The 16,314-nt window shown below is 71.6% G+C and carries 16 protein-coding genes; 14 read left to right on the top strand and 2 right to left on the bottom strand.

Annotated elements, in window-relative coordinates; all coding sequences use genetic code 11:
* Window positions 1-283 precede the first annotated feature (283 nt).
* The 5 genes from ACFZAM_RS34675 to ACFZAM_RS34655 all read left to right on the top strand — a co-directional run bounded on the left by ACFZAM_RS34675 (window position 284) and on the right by ACFZAM_RS34655 (window position 6,589).
* Entirely contained in the window at window positions 284-3,199 is a 2,916-nt protein-coding gene (locus ACFZAM_RS34675) for an alpha/beta fold hydrolase (protein WP_391051982.1), read from the top strand.
* On the top strand, window positions 3,196-4,155 hold the full coding sequence (locus ACFZAM_RS34670; protein ID WP_355340572.1) for an NAD(P)-dependent oxidoreductase: 960 nt from the start codon (window positions 3,196-3,198) through the stop codon (window positions 4,153-4,155). The genes ACFZAM_RS34675 and ACFZAM_RS34670 overlap by 4 nt, the downstream gene beginning before the upstream one ends.
* On the top strand, window positions 4,142-4,543 hold the full coding sequence (locus ACFZAM_RS34665; RefSeq protein ID WP_391051977.1) for a nuclear transport factor 2 family protein: 402 nt from the start codon (window positions 4,142-4,144) through the stop codon (window positions 4,541-4,543). Before ACFZAM_RS34670 ends, ACFZAM_RS34665 begins: the two co-directional genes overlap by 14 nt.
* A gap of 13 nt (window positions 4,544-4,556) precedes the next feature.
* Window positions 4,557-5,492 carry a prephenate dehydratase gene (pheA, locus tag ACFZAM_RS34660; RefSeq protein WP_391051974.1) on the top strand — a complete coding sequence of 312 codons (936 nt, stop codon included), beginning with the start codon at window positions 4,557-4,559 and terminating at the stop codon, window positions 5,490-5,492.
* Between the two features lie 62 nt (window positions 5,493-5,554).
* Window positions 5,555-6,589, top strand: a complete 1,035-nt coding sequence (locus ACFZAM_RS34655) for a methyltransferase (RefSeq protein ID WP_355340564.1) — start codon at window positions 5,555-5,557, stop codon at window positions 6,587-6,589.
* A 242-nt stretch (window positions 6,590-6,831) separates the two neighbouring features.
* Here ACFZAM_RS34655 and ACFZAM_RS34650 read toward each other — a convergent pair whose 3' ends face one another.
* Window positions 6,832-7,773 carry a LysR substrate-binding domain-containing protein gene (locus tag ACFZAM_RS34650; RefSeq protein ID WP_391051969.1) on the bottom strand — a complete coding sequence of 314 codons (942 nt, stop codon included), beginning with the start codon at window positions 7,771-7,773 and terminating at the stop codon, window positions 6,832-6,834.
* Between the two features lie 142 nt (window positions 7,774-7,915).
* Between ACFZAM_RS34650 and ACFZAM_RS34645 the strand changes: the two genes are divergently transcribed.
* The 4 genes from ACFZAM_RS34645 (at window position 7,916) to ACFZAM_RS34630 (ending at window position 10,451) form a co-directional block, all read left to right on the top strand.
* Window positions 7,916-8,851, top strand: coding sequence for an LLM class flavin-dependent oxidoreductase (locus ACFZAM_RS34645; protein WP_355340558.1), 936 nt, complete (start codon window positions 7,916-7,918; stop codon window positions 8,849-8,851).
* Window positions 8,848-9,384, top strand: a complete 537-nt coding sequence (locus ACFZAM_RS34640; RefSeq protein WP_391051965.1) for a hemerythrin domain-containing protein — start codon at window positions 8,848-8,850, stop codon at window positions 9,382-9,384. The genes ACFZAM_RS34645 and ACFZAM_RS34640 overlap by 4 nt, the downstream gene beginning before the upstream one ends.
* Window positions 9,385-9,430: 46 nt before the next feature.
* Window positions 9,431-9,784: a DoxX family protein gene (locus tag ACFZAM_RS34635; RefSeq protein WP_355340552.1), complete on the top strand. Its 354-nt coding sequence runs from the start codon at window positions 9,431-9,433 to the stop codon at window positions 9,782-9,784.
* Between the two features lie 190 nt (window positions 9,785-9,974).
* Window positions 9,975-10,451: a cupin domain-containing protein gene (locus tag ACFZAM_RS34630; protein ID WP_355340549.1), complete on the top strand. Its 477-nt coding sequence runs from the start codon at window positions 9,975-9,977 to the stop codon at window positions 10,449-10,451.
* 209 nt (window positions 10,452-10,660) lie between these two features.
* Here ACFZAM_RS34630 and ACFZAM_RS34625 read toward each other — a convergent pair whose 3' ends face one another.
* The gene (locus tag ACFZAM_RS34625) at window positions 10,661-11,251 is read right to left on the bottom strand and encodes a hypothetical protein (protein ID WP_223186742.1); all 591 of its coding nucleotides are present in this window, start codon (window positions 11,249-11,251) and stop codon (window positions 10,661-10,663) included.
* 106 nt (window positions 11,252-11,357) lie between these two features.
* On the opposite strand from ACFZAM_RS34625, the gene hemL reads away from it, so the two are divergent.
* From hemL to ACFZAM_RS34600, 5 genes are all read left to right on the top strand, one after another.
* Window positions 11,358-12,665 (top strand): glutamate-1-semialdehyde 2,1-aminomutase, encoded by a 1,308-nt coding sequence (gene hemL / locus ACFZAM_RS34620; RefSeq protein ID WP_391051960.1) that lies wholly within the window; start codon window positions 11,358-11,360, stop codon window positions 12,663-12,665.
* Window positions 12,662-13,291, top strand: a complete 630-nt coding sequence (locus ACFZAM_RS34615; RefSeq protein WP_391051957.1) for a histidine phosphatase family protein — start codon at window positions 12,662-12,664, stop codon at window positions 13,289-13,291. The genes hemL and ACFZAM_RS34615 overlap by 4 nt, the downstream gene beginning before the upstream one ends.
* Window positions 13,292-13,491: 200 nt before the next feature.
* Entirely contained in the window at window positions 13,492-14,829 is a 1,338-nt protein-coding gene (locus ACFZAM_RS34610; RefSeq protein WP_355340540.1) for a hypothetical protein, read from the top strand.
* 83 nt (window positions 14,830-14,912) lie between these two features.
* Entirely contained in the window at window positions 14,913-15,521 is a 609-nt protein-coding gene (locus ACFZAM_RS34605) for a redoxin domain-containing protein (protein ID WP_391051954.1), read from the top strand.
* A 1-nt stretch (window position 15,522) separates the two neighbouring features.
* Window positions 15,523-16,311 (top strand): cytochrome c biogenesis protein CcdA, encoded by a 789-nt coding sequence (locus tag ACFZAM_RS34600; RefSeq protein ID WP_391051951.1) that lies wholly within the window; start codon window positions 15,523-15,525, stop codon window positions 16,309-16,311.
* Window positions 16,312-16,314: the final 3 nt, after the last annotated feature.

Genomic DNA, 16,314 nt, shown 5'->3' with positions numbered 1-16,314 from the left:
AGCCATGTCGCCCTGGCCGCCTTGAATGCGCGGTGAGCGACCTCCTAAAGTTCAACCATCGACCTCACCCAGCGTTTCCGGAAATAATCCGCGCTGGCCGGTTCTCTCAATGTCGAGTGTTTCCGGCAGTTTGCCTGAGGTACCTCCTTCGTTACCCCTGTGCTACATCGCTACGGTGTCGGCGCCATGCCTTCGCCGGTCAACTGTGCTGCTCAGAGGCTTGCTTGCTGACACGGATTCCCTTGGTGAACCGGACAGTGCGACGAAAGGACCCGGCACAGTCATGTCCAATGCGCCGCGATTACGCGAGGCTTCGGAAAATCCCGCCGCCGACGAGAACGTCCGCAATATCGCGCACCTGCTGCTGCGCGCCGCGGAAAAGCACCAGGACTCGGGCATCCGCTACTGTCACGGAATGGCCGGTGAATCCACCCGGCTCCAGACCTACCCGCAATTAGTGGACGACGCCCGCCGGTCGCTCACCGGACTGCGCGCACACGGACTGCGCGCGGGCGACAAGGTCGCGCTGCTGGTGGAGCGCCCGCACGAATTCCTCACCGTCTTCTGGGCCTGCCTGCTGGGCGGCCTCGTGCCCTGCCCGCTGGTGCCGCTGCGCGGCGACCCGGAGCGCTGGGCGGCCCAACTGGCGCACGTCGACCAGTTGCTCGACAAGCCGCTGCTGATCGCCGACGAGGCGCTGGCCGCCGAACTCCCGCGCGTGCCGGGCCTGTCGGCCGTACCGCTGGAAGGGCTGCGCGGGCACGAGCCCGCCGCGGAGCTGTACGACGCGGAGCCCGGTGAGCTGGCGCTGCTGGTGCTGACCTCGGGCTCGACCGGCAACTCCAAGGCCGTGATGCTCACCCACGCCAATCTGCTGGCGTCGATGGCGGGCAAGAACGGCTTCCACCGCCTCACCCCCGCCGACACCTCGCTGAACTGGGTGTCCTTCGACCATGTCGCGGCGCTGCTGGAGTGCCACCTGCTGCCGCTGTACGCGGGGGCGCTCCAACTCCACGTCGAGCCGCAGGTGGTGCTCAAGGAGCCGCTGGACTTCCTGCGGCTGCTCTCCCGCCACCGGGTCACCATGACCTTCACGCCCAACTTCCTGCTGGGCCTGGTCAACGCGGCCGTGAGCGGGGCGTCCTCGGTCACCGAGGGCGCGAGCGGCGGCGAACCGCTCGACCTGTCCCGCCTGCGCCACATCATCAGCGGCGGCGAGGCCATCGTGTGCGCCACCGGCCGTACCTTCCTCGACGAACTGGCCCCGTACGGCCTGTCGTCCTTCGCGCTGTGGCCCGCCTTCGGGATGACCGAGACGTGCGCGGGCAGCGTCTACTCCACCGGCTTCCCCGAGCTGGACGCCGGGCAGGAGTTCGCCAACCTAGGGCTGCCCGTGGAGGGCCTGGCCATCCGGGTGGCGGACGAGGAGACCCACCGGCCGCTGGCGGAGGGGCAGGTCGGTGAACTCCAGCTCCGCGGGCCGATGATCACCGGCGGCTACTACAACAACGGCCAGGCCACCGCCGACGCGTTCACCGCCGACGGCTGGTTCCGCAGCGGCGACCTCGGCCGGATCGACGGCGGACGGCTCACCCTGGTGGGCCGCAGCAAGGACAGCGTCATCGTCAACGGCGTCAACTACTACAGCCACGACATCGAGACCGCCCTGGAGCAACTGGACGGCGTCGCCCGCTCGTTCGTCGCCGCCTTCCCCACCCGCGTGCCCGGCGCCGACACCGAACAGCTCGTCGTCGCCTTCCACCCCGAGATCCCCGCGGCCGACGAAGCCGGACTCTTCCGGCTGCTCACCGCCGTCCGCTCCACCGTCGTCATGCACTGGGGCTTCCGCCCCGCGCTGCTGCTGCCGCTGCCCGAGAGCGCCTTCCCCAAGACCAGCCTCGGCAAGATCCAGCGCTCCCTGCTGCGCAAGCGCCTGGAGAACGGCGACTTCGCCGCCGCCACCGCGGCCGTACAGGAACTGACCTCGCGTCAACTCGGCGGCTACACCGCGCCCGAGGGCGAGACCGAGTGGCAACTGGCCGCGATCTACGCCGAGATGTTCGACACCACCGCCGACCGGATCAGCGCCACCGCCAGCTTCTTCGACCTCGGCGGCACCTCGCTGGACATCCTGCGGCTGCGGCTCAGTGTCGCTCGGCGCCTCGGCGTCGCCGACCTCCAGATCATCACCGTGCTGACCGCCCCCACCGTCCGCGACCTGGCCGCCAGGATCACCGCCGACCTCGCCGCCGGGGACACCACGACCGGCGAGCGGCCGTACGACCCGATCGTGCCCATGCAGCTCAGCGGCGGCAAGACCCCGCTGTTCTGCGTGCACCCCGGCGTCGGCGAAGTCCTCGTCTTCGTCAACCTCGCCAAGTACTTCGTGGCCGACCGGCCCTTCTACGCGCTGCGCGCCCGCGGCTTCAACCGCGGCGAGAAGCCCTTCGCCACCTTCGCGGAGATGGTCGCCGCCTACGTGGACGCGATCCGCGCCAAGCAGCCGCACGGGCCGTACGCGGTCGCGGGCTACTCCTACGGCGGCGCGGTGGCCTTCGAGATCGCCAAGGTCCTTGAGGCGCAGGGCGAACGCGTCGACTTCGTCGGCAGCTTCAACCTCCCGCCGCACATCAAGTACCGCATGGAGGAACTGGACTTCGTCGAGACCGCCGCCAACCTCGCCTTCTTCCTGGCCCTGATCAACAAGAAGCAGTCGCTGGAGATCCCCGGCACCCTGCGCGGGCTGCCCCGCGAACGGCAGCTCCAGCACTTCATCGACATCGCCCCCGCCGACCGGCTCGCCGAACTCGACCTGACGGCGGAGAAGTTCGCCGCCTGGGCCGAACTCGCCGACGGCCTCACGGACCTGGGCCGCGGTTACCAGCCGAGCGGCACCGTCCGCTCGATGAAGGTCTTCTACGCCGTCCCGCTGCGCGGCACCAAGCAGGACTGGCTGGAGAACGAACTGCGCCGCTGGGACGACTACACCACCGGGCCCAACGACTACATCGACGTACCGGGTGAGCACTACACGCTGATGGGCCCGCAGCACGTCGCCGCCTTCCAGGCCATCCTGCGCAGGGAGTTGGACCGCGCCATGGGCGACGCCGGCGCGGACGCAGACGCAGACGCATACGCGGACGCGGAAACCGACACCGACACCGACACCGACACCGACACCGGGGACGTGACAGCGTGAAGGGCAAGAAGATCCTGGTCACCGGCGGCACGGGGCAGGTCGCCAGGCCCGTCGCCGAAGCGCTCGCCGCCGACAACGACGTCTGGTGTCTCGGCCGCTTCGGGACCCCCGGCGTCGCCGCCGAACTCACCGCGAGCGGCATCACCACCTTCCGCTGGGACATGGACGACCTCGGCCCCGACACCCTCAAGGGCCTCCCCGACGACTTCACCCACGTCGTCCACTCCGCCGTCCGGCGCGGCGAGGACGGCGACTTCAACGCGGCCGTCGCCGTCAACTCCATCGCCGCCGGGCGGCTGATGACCCACTGCCGCAGCGCCGACGCCTTCCTGTACGTGTCTACCGGCGCGCTCTACGCCCGCCAGACCCTCGACCACCGCTACACCGAGACCGACCCCGTGGACGGCAAGGCCGACTGGCTGCCCGCGTACCCGGTCGGGAAGATCGCCGCCGAGGGCACCGTGCGCGCCTTCGGCCAGGTGCTCGGCCTGCCGACCACCATCGCGCGGCTCAACATCGCCTACGGGCCCGGCGGTTACGGCGGCGTCCCGATGCTCTACTTCAAGCGGATGCTGGCCGGCGAGCCGATCCCCGTGCCCGTCGAGGGCCAGAACTGGTGCTCGCTCCTCTACACCGACGACCTCGTCCGCCAGGTCCCGCGCCTGTGGGAGGCCGCCGCCGTCCCCACCACGCTCGTCAACTGGGGCGGCGACGAAGCGGTCGGCATCACCGACTGCGTGCGGTACCTGGAGGAGCTGACCGGGGTCACCGCCACGCTCGTACCGTCCGAAGTCACCCGCGAGACCTACCAGTTCGACCCGGCGCTGCGCCGCGAGCTGACCGGCCCCTGCGAGGTCGGCTGGCGCGACGGCATCCGGCGCACCCTGGCCGCGATGTACCCCGGGCACCTGCGCGAGCACAGCGCCGGGGAGGTGGGCGCCGGTGTCCGGGCGTAGCAACTCCGAGGCGGTCCGGGCCGCTTACCGCGCCTTCGCGGAACGCGACGTCGAAGGGCTGCTCGCGATCCTGCACCCGGACGTCGACTGGGTGCACCCGGACGGGATGGACACCTACGGGCTCGGCGGTACGAAGAGGGGGCACGCGGGCGTGAAGGAGTTCCTCGCCCACGTCCCCACCGTGCTGGGCGGAATGCGCCTGGAGCCGCTGGAGTTCATCGAGTCCGGCGACCGGATCGTGGTCTTCGGCATCCGGCAGGTCACCTCGCTGACCGGGCACACCGAGACCCTCCAGTTCGTCCACTCCTGGACGATGCGCGACGGCCGGGCCACCGCCATGGAGGACATCTTCGACACCGTCCTCTTCCACCGCCTCATCGAGAGCTGAGGGAGCGGCCCTCATGAGGTACGCCTATCTGGGGCCCGAGGGCACCTTCACGGAGGCGGCGCTGCGCTCCGCGCTCGGCACGCGGGTGCCGGGGCCGGGACCGGGGCCGGTGTGCGAGCCGTATCCGACCGTCGCCGACGCCCTGGAGGCCGTACGGCGCGGCCACTGCGCCGCCGCGATGGTGCCGGTGGAGAACTCCCTGAAGGGCGTGGTCCCCGCCACCCTCGACGGCTTCGCCGCCACCGACGACCTGCACATCGTCGGCGAGACCGAACTGCGCGTCAGCTTCGCGCTGTTGGGCCTGCCCGGCGCCACTCTCGACGGCGTCGAGCGGGTCCGCAGCCACCCGCACGCGCTCGCCCAGTGCGGGCGCTGGCTCGGCCTGAGGCTCCCGAACGCCGTGACGGAGGCGGCCGGTTCGACGGCGGGCGCCGCCCGCGACCTGGCCGGGTCCGGCGACCCGCGCGACGCGGCCGTCGCGGCGCCCGCCGTCGCCGAGCGGTACGGGCTGCGCGTGCTCGCCACCGACATCGGCGAGCGCGAGAACGCCGTGACCCGCTTCGTCATGGTCCGCCGCGCCGGGGCGCCGCCCGCCCGCACCGGCCGGGACCGTACGTCCCTGCTGGTGTCGGCAGGCGACGGCACACCGGCCGCGCTGCCCGGAATCCTGTCCGTCTTCACGGCGGGACGCGTCAGCCTCGCGTGGGTCCAGGCGTGGCCGACCGGGCTGCGCCTGGGCGACTACCGCTTCTTCGTGGACGTCGAGGGCCACATCGACGACCAGCGGGTCCGCCACGCCGTCGCCGCGCTCTCCGACGTCGGGGCGCGGGCCAGCTTCCTCGGGAGCTATCCGCGCGCGGGGGCTCGCGCCACCGCCGTTACGGCTGCCACGGCCCTCAGGCGCCGGGTGCCGCTGCCGTCACCGCCCTTCCCCGCCGTCGTGCTGTGACCCCTGTGGCCCCTGTGACCCATCCGCCCGCGCCCCGTACCCCACCCCAGGAAGGACACGCCGTGAGCACTGCGTCCCGCCCGCCCGTCGGCAACCCCCAGGACCGACTGGTCCAACTCGGCCTCGGATTCTGGCAGTCCAAGGTGCTGCTGACCGCCGTGGAGCTGGGGGTGTACTCGGACCTCGCCGCCCACGGCCCGGCCGACGCGTCCGCGCTCGCCGCCCGCCTCGGTCTGCACCCGCGCGGCGCCCGCGACTTCTTCGACAGCCAGGTCGCGCTCGGCCTGCTGGAGCGGACGGACGGGGTGTACGCGAACACGCCCGACACGGCGGCCTTCCTCGACCGCGCCCAGGACACGTACATCGGGGGCCTGTTGGAGATGGCGCAGGAGCAGTGGTACCAGTCCTGGGGGCACTTGACCGAGGCGCTGCGGACCGGTGAGCCGCAGAACAACGTCGGGGGAGCGGACGGCAATCCCTTCGATGTCCTGTACGCCGACCCGGAGTTGACCAGCCGCTTCCAGAAGGCGATGACCGGCGGTTCGCTCGCCGCCTCGCAGGCGCTGGCCGCCGCCTTCGCCTGGGCGGACGTCACGACCGTCGTCGACATCGGCTGCTCCGAGGGCATCCTGCTCAACACCGTACTGACCGCGCACCCGCACCTGCGCGGCACCGGTTTCGACCTCCCGGCCGTCGCGCCCACCTTCCACGAGACGGTACGGCGCGCCGGGCTCGGCGACCGGCTCCGGTTCGAGCCCGGCAGCTTCCTCACCGACGCCCTGCCCACCGCCGACGTCGTCGTCTTCGGCCGCGTCCTGCACGACTGGGACCTCGACACCAAGCGGATGCTCCTGAAGAAGGCGTACGAGGCCCTGCCGGACGGCGGCTCCGTCGTCGTCTACGAGTCGATGATCGACGACGACCGCCGCGTCAACGCCTTCGGCCTCCTCACCAGCCTCCACATGCTCCTCGAAAGCCCCGGCGGCTTCGACTACACCGGCGCCGACTGCGTCCGCTGGCTGGAGGAAACCGGCTTCACCTCCTGCTCCGCCCAACCCCTCGACGGCCCGGTCGCCCTGGTGACCGGCCGCAAATAGCCCTCCGGGCGGTCGTGCGCCGTCCGACCCGCAGCCCAATCGGCCCCCGCGCCGCGCGCGCCCCGCGACCGGCCTCAGCGACCCCTGCGGGCCGCGCCGCCCGCGCGGGTGCGCTGAGGCGCCGGCCTCGATGCCTGTCCTGGCCTGTCCGGACTCGGGGCGGACGGCTGACCGGGCCGGGCACGTGCGGCCTGCGGGGGGCGTCGAGGTGCCGGGCGCGGTCTCGTCGGCCGGTGCGGCGGTCAGTGGGGGGTGGGGGCTGCGGGGGCCGGGGGGCGGGTGTTGACCAGGGACCTCACGGCAGTGAGCACGGCGGAGATCGAGGGGCAGGCGATCGTGCCGGTGCGGGCCACGAGGGTGACGTGGCGGGTGAGGGTGAGGGCGGCGGGGGTGACGCGGACGACGGGGAAGCCGGGGCGGTCGGGGACCAGGTCGGGGACGAGGGCGACGCCCCAGCCGTGGGAGACCAGGCCGAGGACGGCCTGCATGTCGTCGGTCTCGGCCACGGCGTCCGGGGCGAACCCGGCGCCGTGGCAGGCGTGCAGGGTCAGCCGGCCGAGCGCCGAGCCCTCGTCGTAGATCCAGGGGTCACGGGCGAAGTCGGCCAGCGGCAGAGGCTTCCCGGCCCCGCCCTGTTCCGCGAGCGGGTGGCCCGGCGGCACCGCGAGCCGGATGCGGTCGCCCGCGACCGGCTCCTCGGTCAGCCCCGGCACGTCCGGCTCGGGGATCTGGTCGTAGCGGGAGGCGACGACCAGATCGAGCTGATTGAGCCGCACGGCCTGCCGGGCCTCGCTCCTGCGGACGTCGTGCAGGGTGATCCGGAGGTTGGGATGGTCGCGCCGCAGCCCGGCCAGCACCGGCACGAGCAGCGCCGGGCCCTCGTGGAAGGGCATCCCGACCCGCAGGTCGCCGTAGACCTGTCCGCTGAATTCCAGCAACTCCGATTCAGCGGTCTCCAGTTGGGACAGGATGTCCTCGCCGTGCCTGACCAGCAACCGGCCGACGGCGGTCAGCGTCGCCTTGCCGTTCGTCCGGTCGAGCAGCGGCACCCCGGTCTCCGCTTCGAGCGCCGACAGGTGCTGGGAGACCGCCGACCGCGTGTAGTTGAGCGCCTGCGCGGCCCCGGCGATCGAGCCCCGGGCCTCCACCTCGCGCAGCAGCAGCAGTTTCCGTACGTCCAGCACGCCGCAGTCCCCCCGCCCCGTGGCACCGTCAGTTTTCCTGACGCCCAGCGTCAATTACCGTCACGCCAACGGTACAGCGGGGGCCCGCGGCCGACGGCTTTAATGACAACGACTTCACGCCGAACCCCCGGAGAGACCACTCATGTCCGAGCCCGTGACCGCACCCGCCCCGACGACCGCCGAGCGCGTCCATCCGCTGGAATTCGGCATCGCGCTGAACCCGGAGGCCGCCCGGATCGACGAGCTGATCCGGCTCGCCGAACTCGCCGACCGCCGCGGCTTCGAATTACTCGGCCTCATGGACCACCCCTACATGGGCGCCGCCCTGGAGGCGTGGACGCTGCTGTCCGTGCTCGCCGCCCGCACCGAGCGCATCCGGCTCTTCCCCGACGTGGCGAATCTCCCGCTGCGCCCCCCGGCCATGCTCGCCAAGGCCGCCGCCTCGCTCGACCTGATCAGCGGCGGCCGGGTGGAACTCGGCCTCGGCGCCGGAGCCGCGGCCGACCACGGCGGAGGCGGCATGGGCGGCCCGCGCCGCTCGCCCAAGGTCGCCATCGACGCCCTGGAGGAGGCCGTCGCGGTCATCCGCCGGGTGTGGGCGGCCGGGGACGCCCCCGCCGCGTACGAGGGCGAGCACTACCGGCTGGAGGGCGTCGTCCCCGGACCCGCGCCCGCGCACCCGATCGGCATCTGGCTCGGCGCGTACCGGCCCCGGATGCTGGAGGTCACCGCGCGCCTCGGCGACGGCTGGCTGCCGAGCTTCCCCTACCTCGACCCGGCCGCGGTCATCGCGCTCAACCACCGCATGGACGAGGCCGCTTCGGCCGCGGGCCGCGCCCCGTCCGACGTCCGGCGGCTCTACAACATCATCGGCCGGATCGACGGAAACGGCGGCGCGCCCTTCAACGAGGGCAGCGCCGCGTGGACGGAACGGCTCACCGAACTGGTCCTCGACGGCGGCGTCAGCGCCTTCGTCCTGACCCCGATGGCCGACCACGCCCGGCAGATCGAGACCTTCCACGCCGAGGTCGTCCCGGCGGTCCGCGAAGCGGTGAGCAAGGAAGGCGCGAACCGATGAGCACGCCCCAGACCCCGGGTACGGGCGGCGGCGGCGGTACGGCCACCACGCCCGCGGGCCGCGCCATGGTCAGTACGCTGCTCGGCGCGCACGCCGCCCTGCGCCGCGACCTGGACTCGCTCGGCCAGGCCCTGCGGCTGCTCGCCGCGAAGGACCCGGCCGCGCTCGGCGAAGTCCACGCCCGCATGGACGACTTGACGCTGCGTCAGGCAGCCTGGCAGCTCAAGTCGTTCTGCGACATGTACTGCCAGACGGTGCACGCGCACCACTCCATCGAGGACTTCCGGATCTTCCCCGCCGTGCTGCGCATCGCCCCCGAGCTGCGCCCGGTGGTCGACAGGCTCACCGCGGACCACCTGGCGCTCGGCTCGCTGCTCGACGCGATGATCACGTCGGTCGGCGCGCTGCCCGACGCCGACTGGGCCACGGCGCAGGACGCCGTGCAGGCGCTCGCCGACCACCTCGCGGCCCACCTGGACCTCGAGGAAGCGCACATCATCCCCCAGCTCGGCCGGCTGTCGAGCTGGATCTGACGGCCGTACGCGTCCCCGTAAGCCTTCCCCTCACCCCGGAGCCCCGATGTTCGCCGTCACCGTCGTGCTGTCCCTCGTCCTGGCGCTGGTCTTCGCCGCGCTCGGCACCTTCAAGGTGATCAACCACCCGAAGGCCGCCGAGACCGCGGAGCACCTGGGCCTGTCCCTGTCCCTCTCCCGCGCCATCGGCCTGCTCGAAATCGCCGCCTGCGGTGGCCTGTTGATCGGTCTGGCCTGGGCCCCGCTCGGCGTCGCCGCCGCGGCCGGCGCCGTCCTGCTGCTGATCGGCGCCACCGGCACCCACCTCAAGGTCCACGACCCGGCACAGGTCGCCGCCTTCCCCGCCTTCCTCGCGGTGCTGTCGGTGATCACCCTGATCCTCCGCCTCAAGACGGCGTGACCGAAGGCGGCGTGACCCGAGACGGCGTGACCCGAGACAGCGTGACCCGAGACAGCGTGACCGAACACGGCGTGATCAAGACGCTGAAGACGGCCTGATTACGGTGCCGCCGCCCCCGCGGGGTACGGTCGCCGCGACGGTACGGCGTCCGCCTCCGCGGGCGCAGCCGTAGTGGCGCAGGAGGTGTCATATGGGTCTACGTCCGCGTACCGCGCATGAACTGAGCCTTGAGCCCCATCCCGGAGGCGGCTGGTACGGCCGGGTCTACACCTCACCGGTCGAGGTGCCCGTGCCGGGTCTCGACGGTGTCCGGCCGACCGCCGTACTGATCCACTACCTGCTCAGCCCGGGGGAGCGGTCGTCCTGGCACCGGGTGAGCTCGGACGAGCTGTGGCTGTGGCGGCGCGGCGGCCAGCTCCGGCTGCGCCAGGGCGGCACCGGCGGGGCCCCGGTGGAGAACGGCTCGGCGGAGGCTTCAACGACCTTGCTGGGACCGGGACATGACTATCCCGTCACCCATCTCCAGATGCTCGTCCCCGCGGGCACCTGGCAGTGCGCCGAGCCCGCGCAGAAGCACGAGGTTCTCGTGAGCTGTCTGGTGACGCCCGGCTCGGGCCTGGCCGACATCGAGCTGTACGAGGAGTCGGCGGCGCGCGCGGGAAATTGAGCGCTTGAGGGTGCGATATCCCGTATTGCGGGGGGTATTTGGCGCATGCAAGCCGTTGCGGTGATCCGCCAGTGACCAGTTGGCCGGAAACGCGCAATCCGGGCGGCCCGGAGAAGGCGCGCGGTGGCGCGGAGTCGGGCGCGAGTGTGCGGCGTAGGTCCGCGAAGGCGGGGAAGAACGAGGAAGACGCGAGAGGAAGGGGCGGCCGGTCAGGGCCAGACGAGACAGTAGAGCTGGTGACCGGACTCCTCGCAGCGGCGGGCGAAATCCTGCCATTCATGGAGCATCTGGTAGATCACGAACGCGTCTCTCGGACCGCGTCGGTCCGGCACGGTGGACCATATGAAGGCGGCGGCGCCCAGCGATTCCTCGTTGGCGGTGCGCAGCGGCTCGACGACCGAGTGCGGCAGCCGTACCACCGCGTAGTCCGGGTGCAGCACCACCAGTTCGAGCGGCGGGACCTTGGCGGGGGGTATGCCCTCGATGCCGGTGAGGACCATCGCGGCCATCGTCTCCGGCTTGACCTTGGTGTACATGCCGTGGCCGAGTTCGTCGCCGCCGAGTTCCTCGGGGCGCATGGAGATCGGGACGCGTGCGGCGGTGGCGCCGTCGGGCGCACCGAAATACTTGTAGGTCACCCCCACTCGGCCACCCCTGCTCCTGCCCTCGCTCGCGGTTGAACGGTTTTCCGGTACACGGTCGGCGGGGTTCGCGGGACGGCGTCGCCTGCCGGTGGGACGGGCGCGTTCGGGCTCGTGCTCGCCCGGTCCTTCACCCGGTCCGCCACCGCGCTGCTGCATTCCACTACCCGACCATCCGCAGACCCAACCACGCAACCCGATCATCGTCTCAGATGCAGGGTTGAGACGTTGCCGCGCAACGCCAGGCATTTGAGAGCATGTGCGTGTGAGCTATCCGTACGAAGCACCAGTGTCCCAGGAACTCTTCGACCGCGCGGCGGCCGTGACACCAGGCGGTGTGAACTCCCCGGTGCGGGCCTTCCGCGCCGTGGGCGGCACGCCCCGGTTCATGGTGTCCGGCACGGGCCCCTATCTCACCGACGCCGACGGCCGCGAGTACGTCGACCTCGTCTGCTCGTGGGGACCGATGATTCTCGGCCACGCGCACCCCGAGGTGATCGCCGCCGTCCAGGCAGCGGTCACGCGCGGTACGTCCTTCGGCACACCCGGTGAGGGCGAGGTCGCGCTCGGCGAGGAGATGGTCGCGCGGGTCGAACCGCTGGAGCAGGTACGGCTGGTGTCGTCCGGCACCGAGGCCACGATGTCGGCGATCCGGCTCGCGCGCGGCTTCACCGGCCGGGCGAAGATCGTCAAATTCGCGGGCTGCTACCACGGCCATGTGGACGCGCTGCTGGCCGCCGCGGGATCGGGCGTGGCCACCTTCGGCCTGCCCGACACCCCCGGGGTGACCGGCGCGCAGGCCGGGGACACCATCGTGCTGCCGTACAACGACCTGGACGCCGTACGCGCCGCCTTCGCCGCGCACCCCGGCGAGATCGCCTGCGTGATCACCGAGGCGTCGCCCGGCAACATGGGCGTCGTCCCGCCGCTGCCCGGCTTCAACGCCGGACTCAAGCAGCTCTGCGCCGACGACGGCGCGCTCTACATCTCCGACGAGGTGATGACCGGCTTCCGCGTCAGCCGCTCCGGCTGGTACGGGCTCGACGGGGTGCGCCCCGACCTGATGACCTTCGGCAAGGTCATGGGCGGCGGCTTCCCCGCCGCGGCCTTCGGCGGCCGGGCCGACGTGATGAGCCGCCTCGCGCCCGCGGGCCCCGTCTACCAGGCGGGCACGCTCTCCGGGAACCCGGTCGCGACCGCCGCGGGCCTCGCGCAGCTCAGGCTGCTCGACGAGGCCGCGTACGCGCGCGTCGACGCGGTGTCGGTCGAGATCCGGGAGCTGGTCAGTGCCGCGCTGAGCAAGGAGGGGGTCGCGCACCGCGTGCAGACCGCGGGCAACATGTTCTCCGTCTTCTTCACGGACGACGAGGTCCGTGACTTCGAGGACGCGAAGAAGCAGGAGGCATTCCGCTTCACCGGCTTCTTCCACTCGATGCTGGCGCAGGGCGTCTATCTGCCGCCCTCCGCCTTCGAGTCCTGGTTCGTGTCGACCACCCACGACGAGCGGGCCGTGGAGCGGATCGCCGCCGCGCTGCCCGCCGCCGCACGCGCCGCCGCGGAGGCCCACGCATGAGCGAGATGACCGTTGTCCACGTGCTGCGGCACGGCGAGGTGCACAACCCCGACGGCATCCTGTACGGGCGCGCCCCCGGCTTCCACCTGTCCGAGCTGGGCCGCAAGATGGCCGACCGGGTCGCCGAGCACCTGGCCTCGCGCGACATCACCTACGTCGTGGCCTCCCCGCTGGAGCGCGCCCAGGAGACCGCCGCGCCCATCGCCGCCGCCCACGAGCTGGAGGTCGGCACCGACGAGCGGCTGATCGAGGCGGCGAACGTCTTCGCGGGGAAGACCTTCGGCGTCGGCGACGGGGCGCTGCGCAAGCCCGCGAACTGGAAGTACCTCGCCAATCCCTTCCGGCCGAGCTGGGGCGAGCCGTACGTCGACCAGGTCGTCCGGATGACGGCCGCGCTGGCCGCCGCCCGCGACGCCGCCCGTGGGCACGAGGCCGTCTGCGTCTCCCACCAGCTCCCCATCTGGATCGCCCGCAGCTACGCCGAGCGGCGCCGCCTGTGGCACGACCCGCGCCGCCGTCAGTGCACGCTGGCGTCCCTGACCTCCTTCACCTACGACGGCGACCGCATCGTCTCCGTCGGCTACAGCGAGCCCGCGCGGGACCTGGTCCCCGCCCGGCTTCTCTAGGACGGGTCCGCCCCCCCGCCCCGGCCGGGGCGGACCCGTCCACTGGGCGAGTGAAGAACCGGAGCCACCCGAGGGAACCTCGGCAAGTTTTGCCGCATGCCGCGTAACCGCGAGGAACTTGTGAACGTCATGGTGGGTGACCACTTTTCTGCCCACTCGGCCGTCAGGCCGGAGAAGCCGAGAGACGGGACCGTTCCACGATGTGCGCCATGAGCCGCAGGACCCTGTTGACCACTAGCGCTGGGGCGGCGGCGGCCGGGCTCGGCGTCGCCGGCTGCGGCACGGGGAAGGGGGTGAGCGGCGGCGGAGCGACGCCGGTGGCGAGCAAGACCGGCGAGAAGTCGGGGGCGAGCGGCCGCCAGGCCCCGAAGAAGACCGTGACCCTCATCGGCGACGGATCGACGGCGTACACCGGGACGCAGCCCAACCAGCCCAGGCCCGAGCGGCTGGAGCCCGGCCAGGCGCCGCCGCAGTTCGTGATCTTCTCCTGGGACGGCGCGGGCGAGGTCGGCAACGGCCTCTTCCCCCGCTTCCGCAAGCTCGCCGAGAACCACGGCGCGTCCATGACCTTCTTCCTGTCCGGGCTCTACCTGCTGCCGGAGGGCAAGAAGCTCCAGTACGCGCCGCCGAACAACCGGCAGGGCGCCTCGGACATCGGCTACCTCACCGACCAGCACGTCCGGATGACGCTGGACAACATCCGGCAGGCGTGGCTGGACGGCCACGAGATCGGCACGCACTTCAACGGTCACTTCTGCGGCGGCAGCGGCACCGTCGGCCGCTGGACGTCGACCGACTGGAAGAGCGAGATCGACCAGGCCAAGTCGTTCGTGAAGAGCTGGAAGACCAGCACGGGCTGGCACGACCAGGACCCGCTGCCCTTCGACTACGAGAAGGAGCTGGTCGGCGGCCGGACCCCGTGCCTGCTCGGCCAGGACAATCTGCTGCCGACCGCGAAGGCGCTCGGCTGGCGGTACGACGCCAGCTCGCCGGGCGGCAACCAGGTGTGGCCCTCCAAGCGCGGCGGCCTGTGGGACCTGCCGCTCCAGCTCATCCCGTTCCCCGGACACTCCTTCGAGGTGCTGTCCATGGACTACAACATGCTCGCCAACCAGTCGCACGCGGCCACCAAGTCCGACCCGGCCAACTACCCGGGCTGGCGCCGGCAGGCCACCGCCTCGTACATCGCGGGCTTCGAGCGGGCGTACTCGACCAACCGCGCGCCGTTCTACATCGGCAACCACTTCGAGCAGTGGAACGGCGGGATCTACATGGACGCCGTTGAAGAAGCGTTCAAGCACGTCGCCGCGGCCCGCGACAAGGCGAACAACGGCGACATCCGCATGGTGTCCTTCCGGCAGTACGTGGACTGGCTGGACGCGCAGGACCCGGCCGTCCTGGACAAGCTCAGGACGCTGGAGGTCGGGCAGTCGCCCGCCGGCGGCTGGCGGGAATTCCTCGCCGCCCCCGCCGTGAGCAGCGGCGGGACCAGCAGCTCGGGCAAGGCGCCGGTCGGCGCCGGAACCGCGACTACCTGATCCTTACTTGGGGCAATTGCCGTTTTTGGGGTTGGCGTCGGGGGCGTGGAAGATCGCGCGAAGGCCCATGCGAAACTTTTCACATGAGTCCTACGCGCGCCCTCCGACGCCGCTTTCCCCGCAGTGCCGCGGCACTCGTCGGGGCCGCCGCGCTCGCGATGACGACGGCCGCCTGCTCGTCGACCTCGACCTCGGGGACCGACAACACCAACTTCATGGGCGGCACCGGCGAGATCAACGTCCTCAAGGCCGCCGACCGCAAACCCGCCCCCGACATCTCGGGCAAGACGGTCACCGGCGGCACGGACAGCCTGGCCGCGTACAAGGGCAAGGTCGTCGTCGTCAACATCTGGGGCTCGTGGTGCGCGCCCTGCCGCGCGGAGGCGCCGAACCTCGCCGAGGTCGCCAACGCCGACAAGGACAAGGGCGTGCAGTTCCTCGGCATCAACACCCGGGACCTGGACGTCTCCAACGCCGAACGCTTCGACAAGCGCTTCGAGATCCCGTACCCCAGCCTGTACGACCCCTACGGCTCGCTGATCCTGCGCTTCCCCAAGGGCAGCCTCAACCCGCAGAGCCTGCCCGCCACCCTCGTCATCGACCGGCAGGGCAAGCTCGCCGTCCGCGCGCTGAAGCCGCTCAGCGTCGAGGACCTGCACCGGATCATCGACCCGCTCATCGCGGAGAAGTGACGTGCAGGCAAGCGCCGCCGCCGCGGTCGTCACCCTGAGCGCCGCGACCGACCCCAACCAGACGGTGCTCACCGGGGCGCTGCTGGCCGCCATCCCGATCGCCATGTTCGCCGGGCTGATCTCCTTCTTCTCGCCCTGCGTCCTGCCGCTGGTCCCCGGCTATCTGTCGTACGTGACCGGCGTCACCGGCACCGACCTCGCCGAGGCCAAGCGGGGCCGGATGCTGCTGGGCTCGTCGCTGTTCGTGCTCGGCTTCAGCGCCCTGTTCGTCTCCGGCGGCGCCCTGTTCGGCAACTTCGGCGCGGAACTGCTCGTGCACCGGCAGATCCTCTCCAAGATCTTCGGCGGCCTCACCATCGTCCTCGGCCTGGCCTTCATGGGCATCGTCGGCGGCCTGACCCAGCGCGAATTCCGCTTCCACTACCGGCCCGCGCTGGGCCTGGCCGGGGCGCCGGTGCTCGGTCTGCTCTTCGGCCTCGGCTGGGCGCCCTGCGTCGGCCCCACCCTCGGCGCCGTCAACGCGCTGGCCTTCAACGACGCCAGCGCGGGCCGCGGGGCGCTGCTGATGGCGTTCTACTGCGCGGGCCTCGGTGTGCCGTTCATCGTGGCCGCCATAGCTTTCCGTCGTACGCTCGGCGCGTTCGCGTGGGTCAAACGCCACTACGTGTGGGTGATGCGCGCCGGCGGCGCGATGCTCGTCGCGGTCGGCGTCCTCCTCGTCACCGGCGTCTGGGACCACATCACCTACCAGATGCAGATCTGGTCGAGCAGCTTCACCCCAGGGGTCTGACCC

Source organism: Streptomyces sp. NPDC008079 (genome assembly GCF_042957385.1).
Lineage (GTDB): Bacteria > Actinomycetota > Actinomycetes > Streptomycetales > Streptomycetaceae > Actinacidiphila.
The sequence above is the reverse complement of the archived record's forward strand: the minus strand, read 5'-3'. Positions and strand labels throughout refer to the sequence as shown.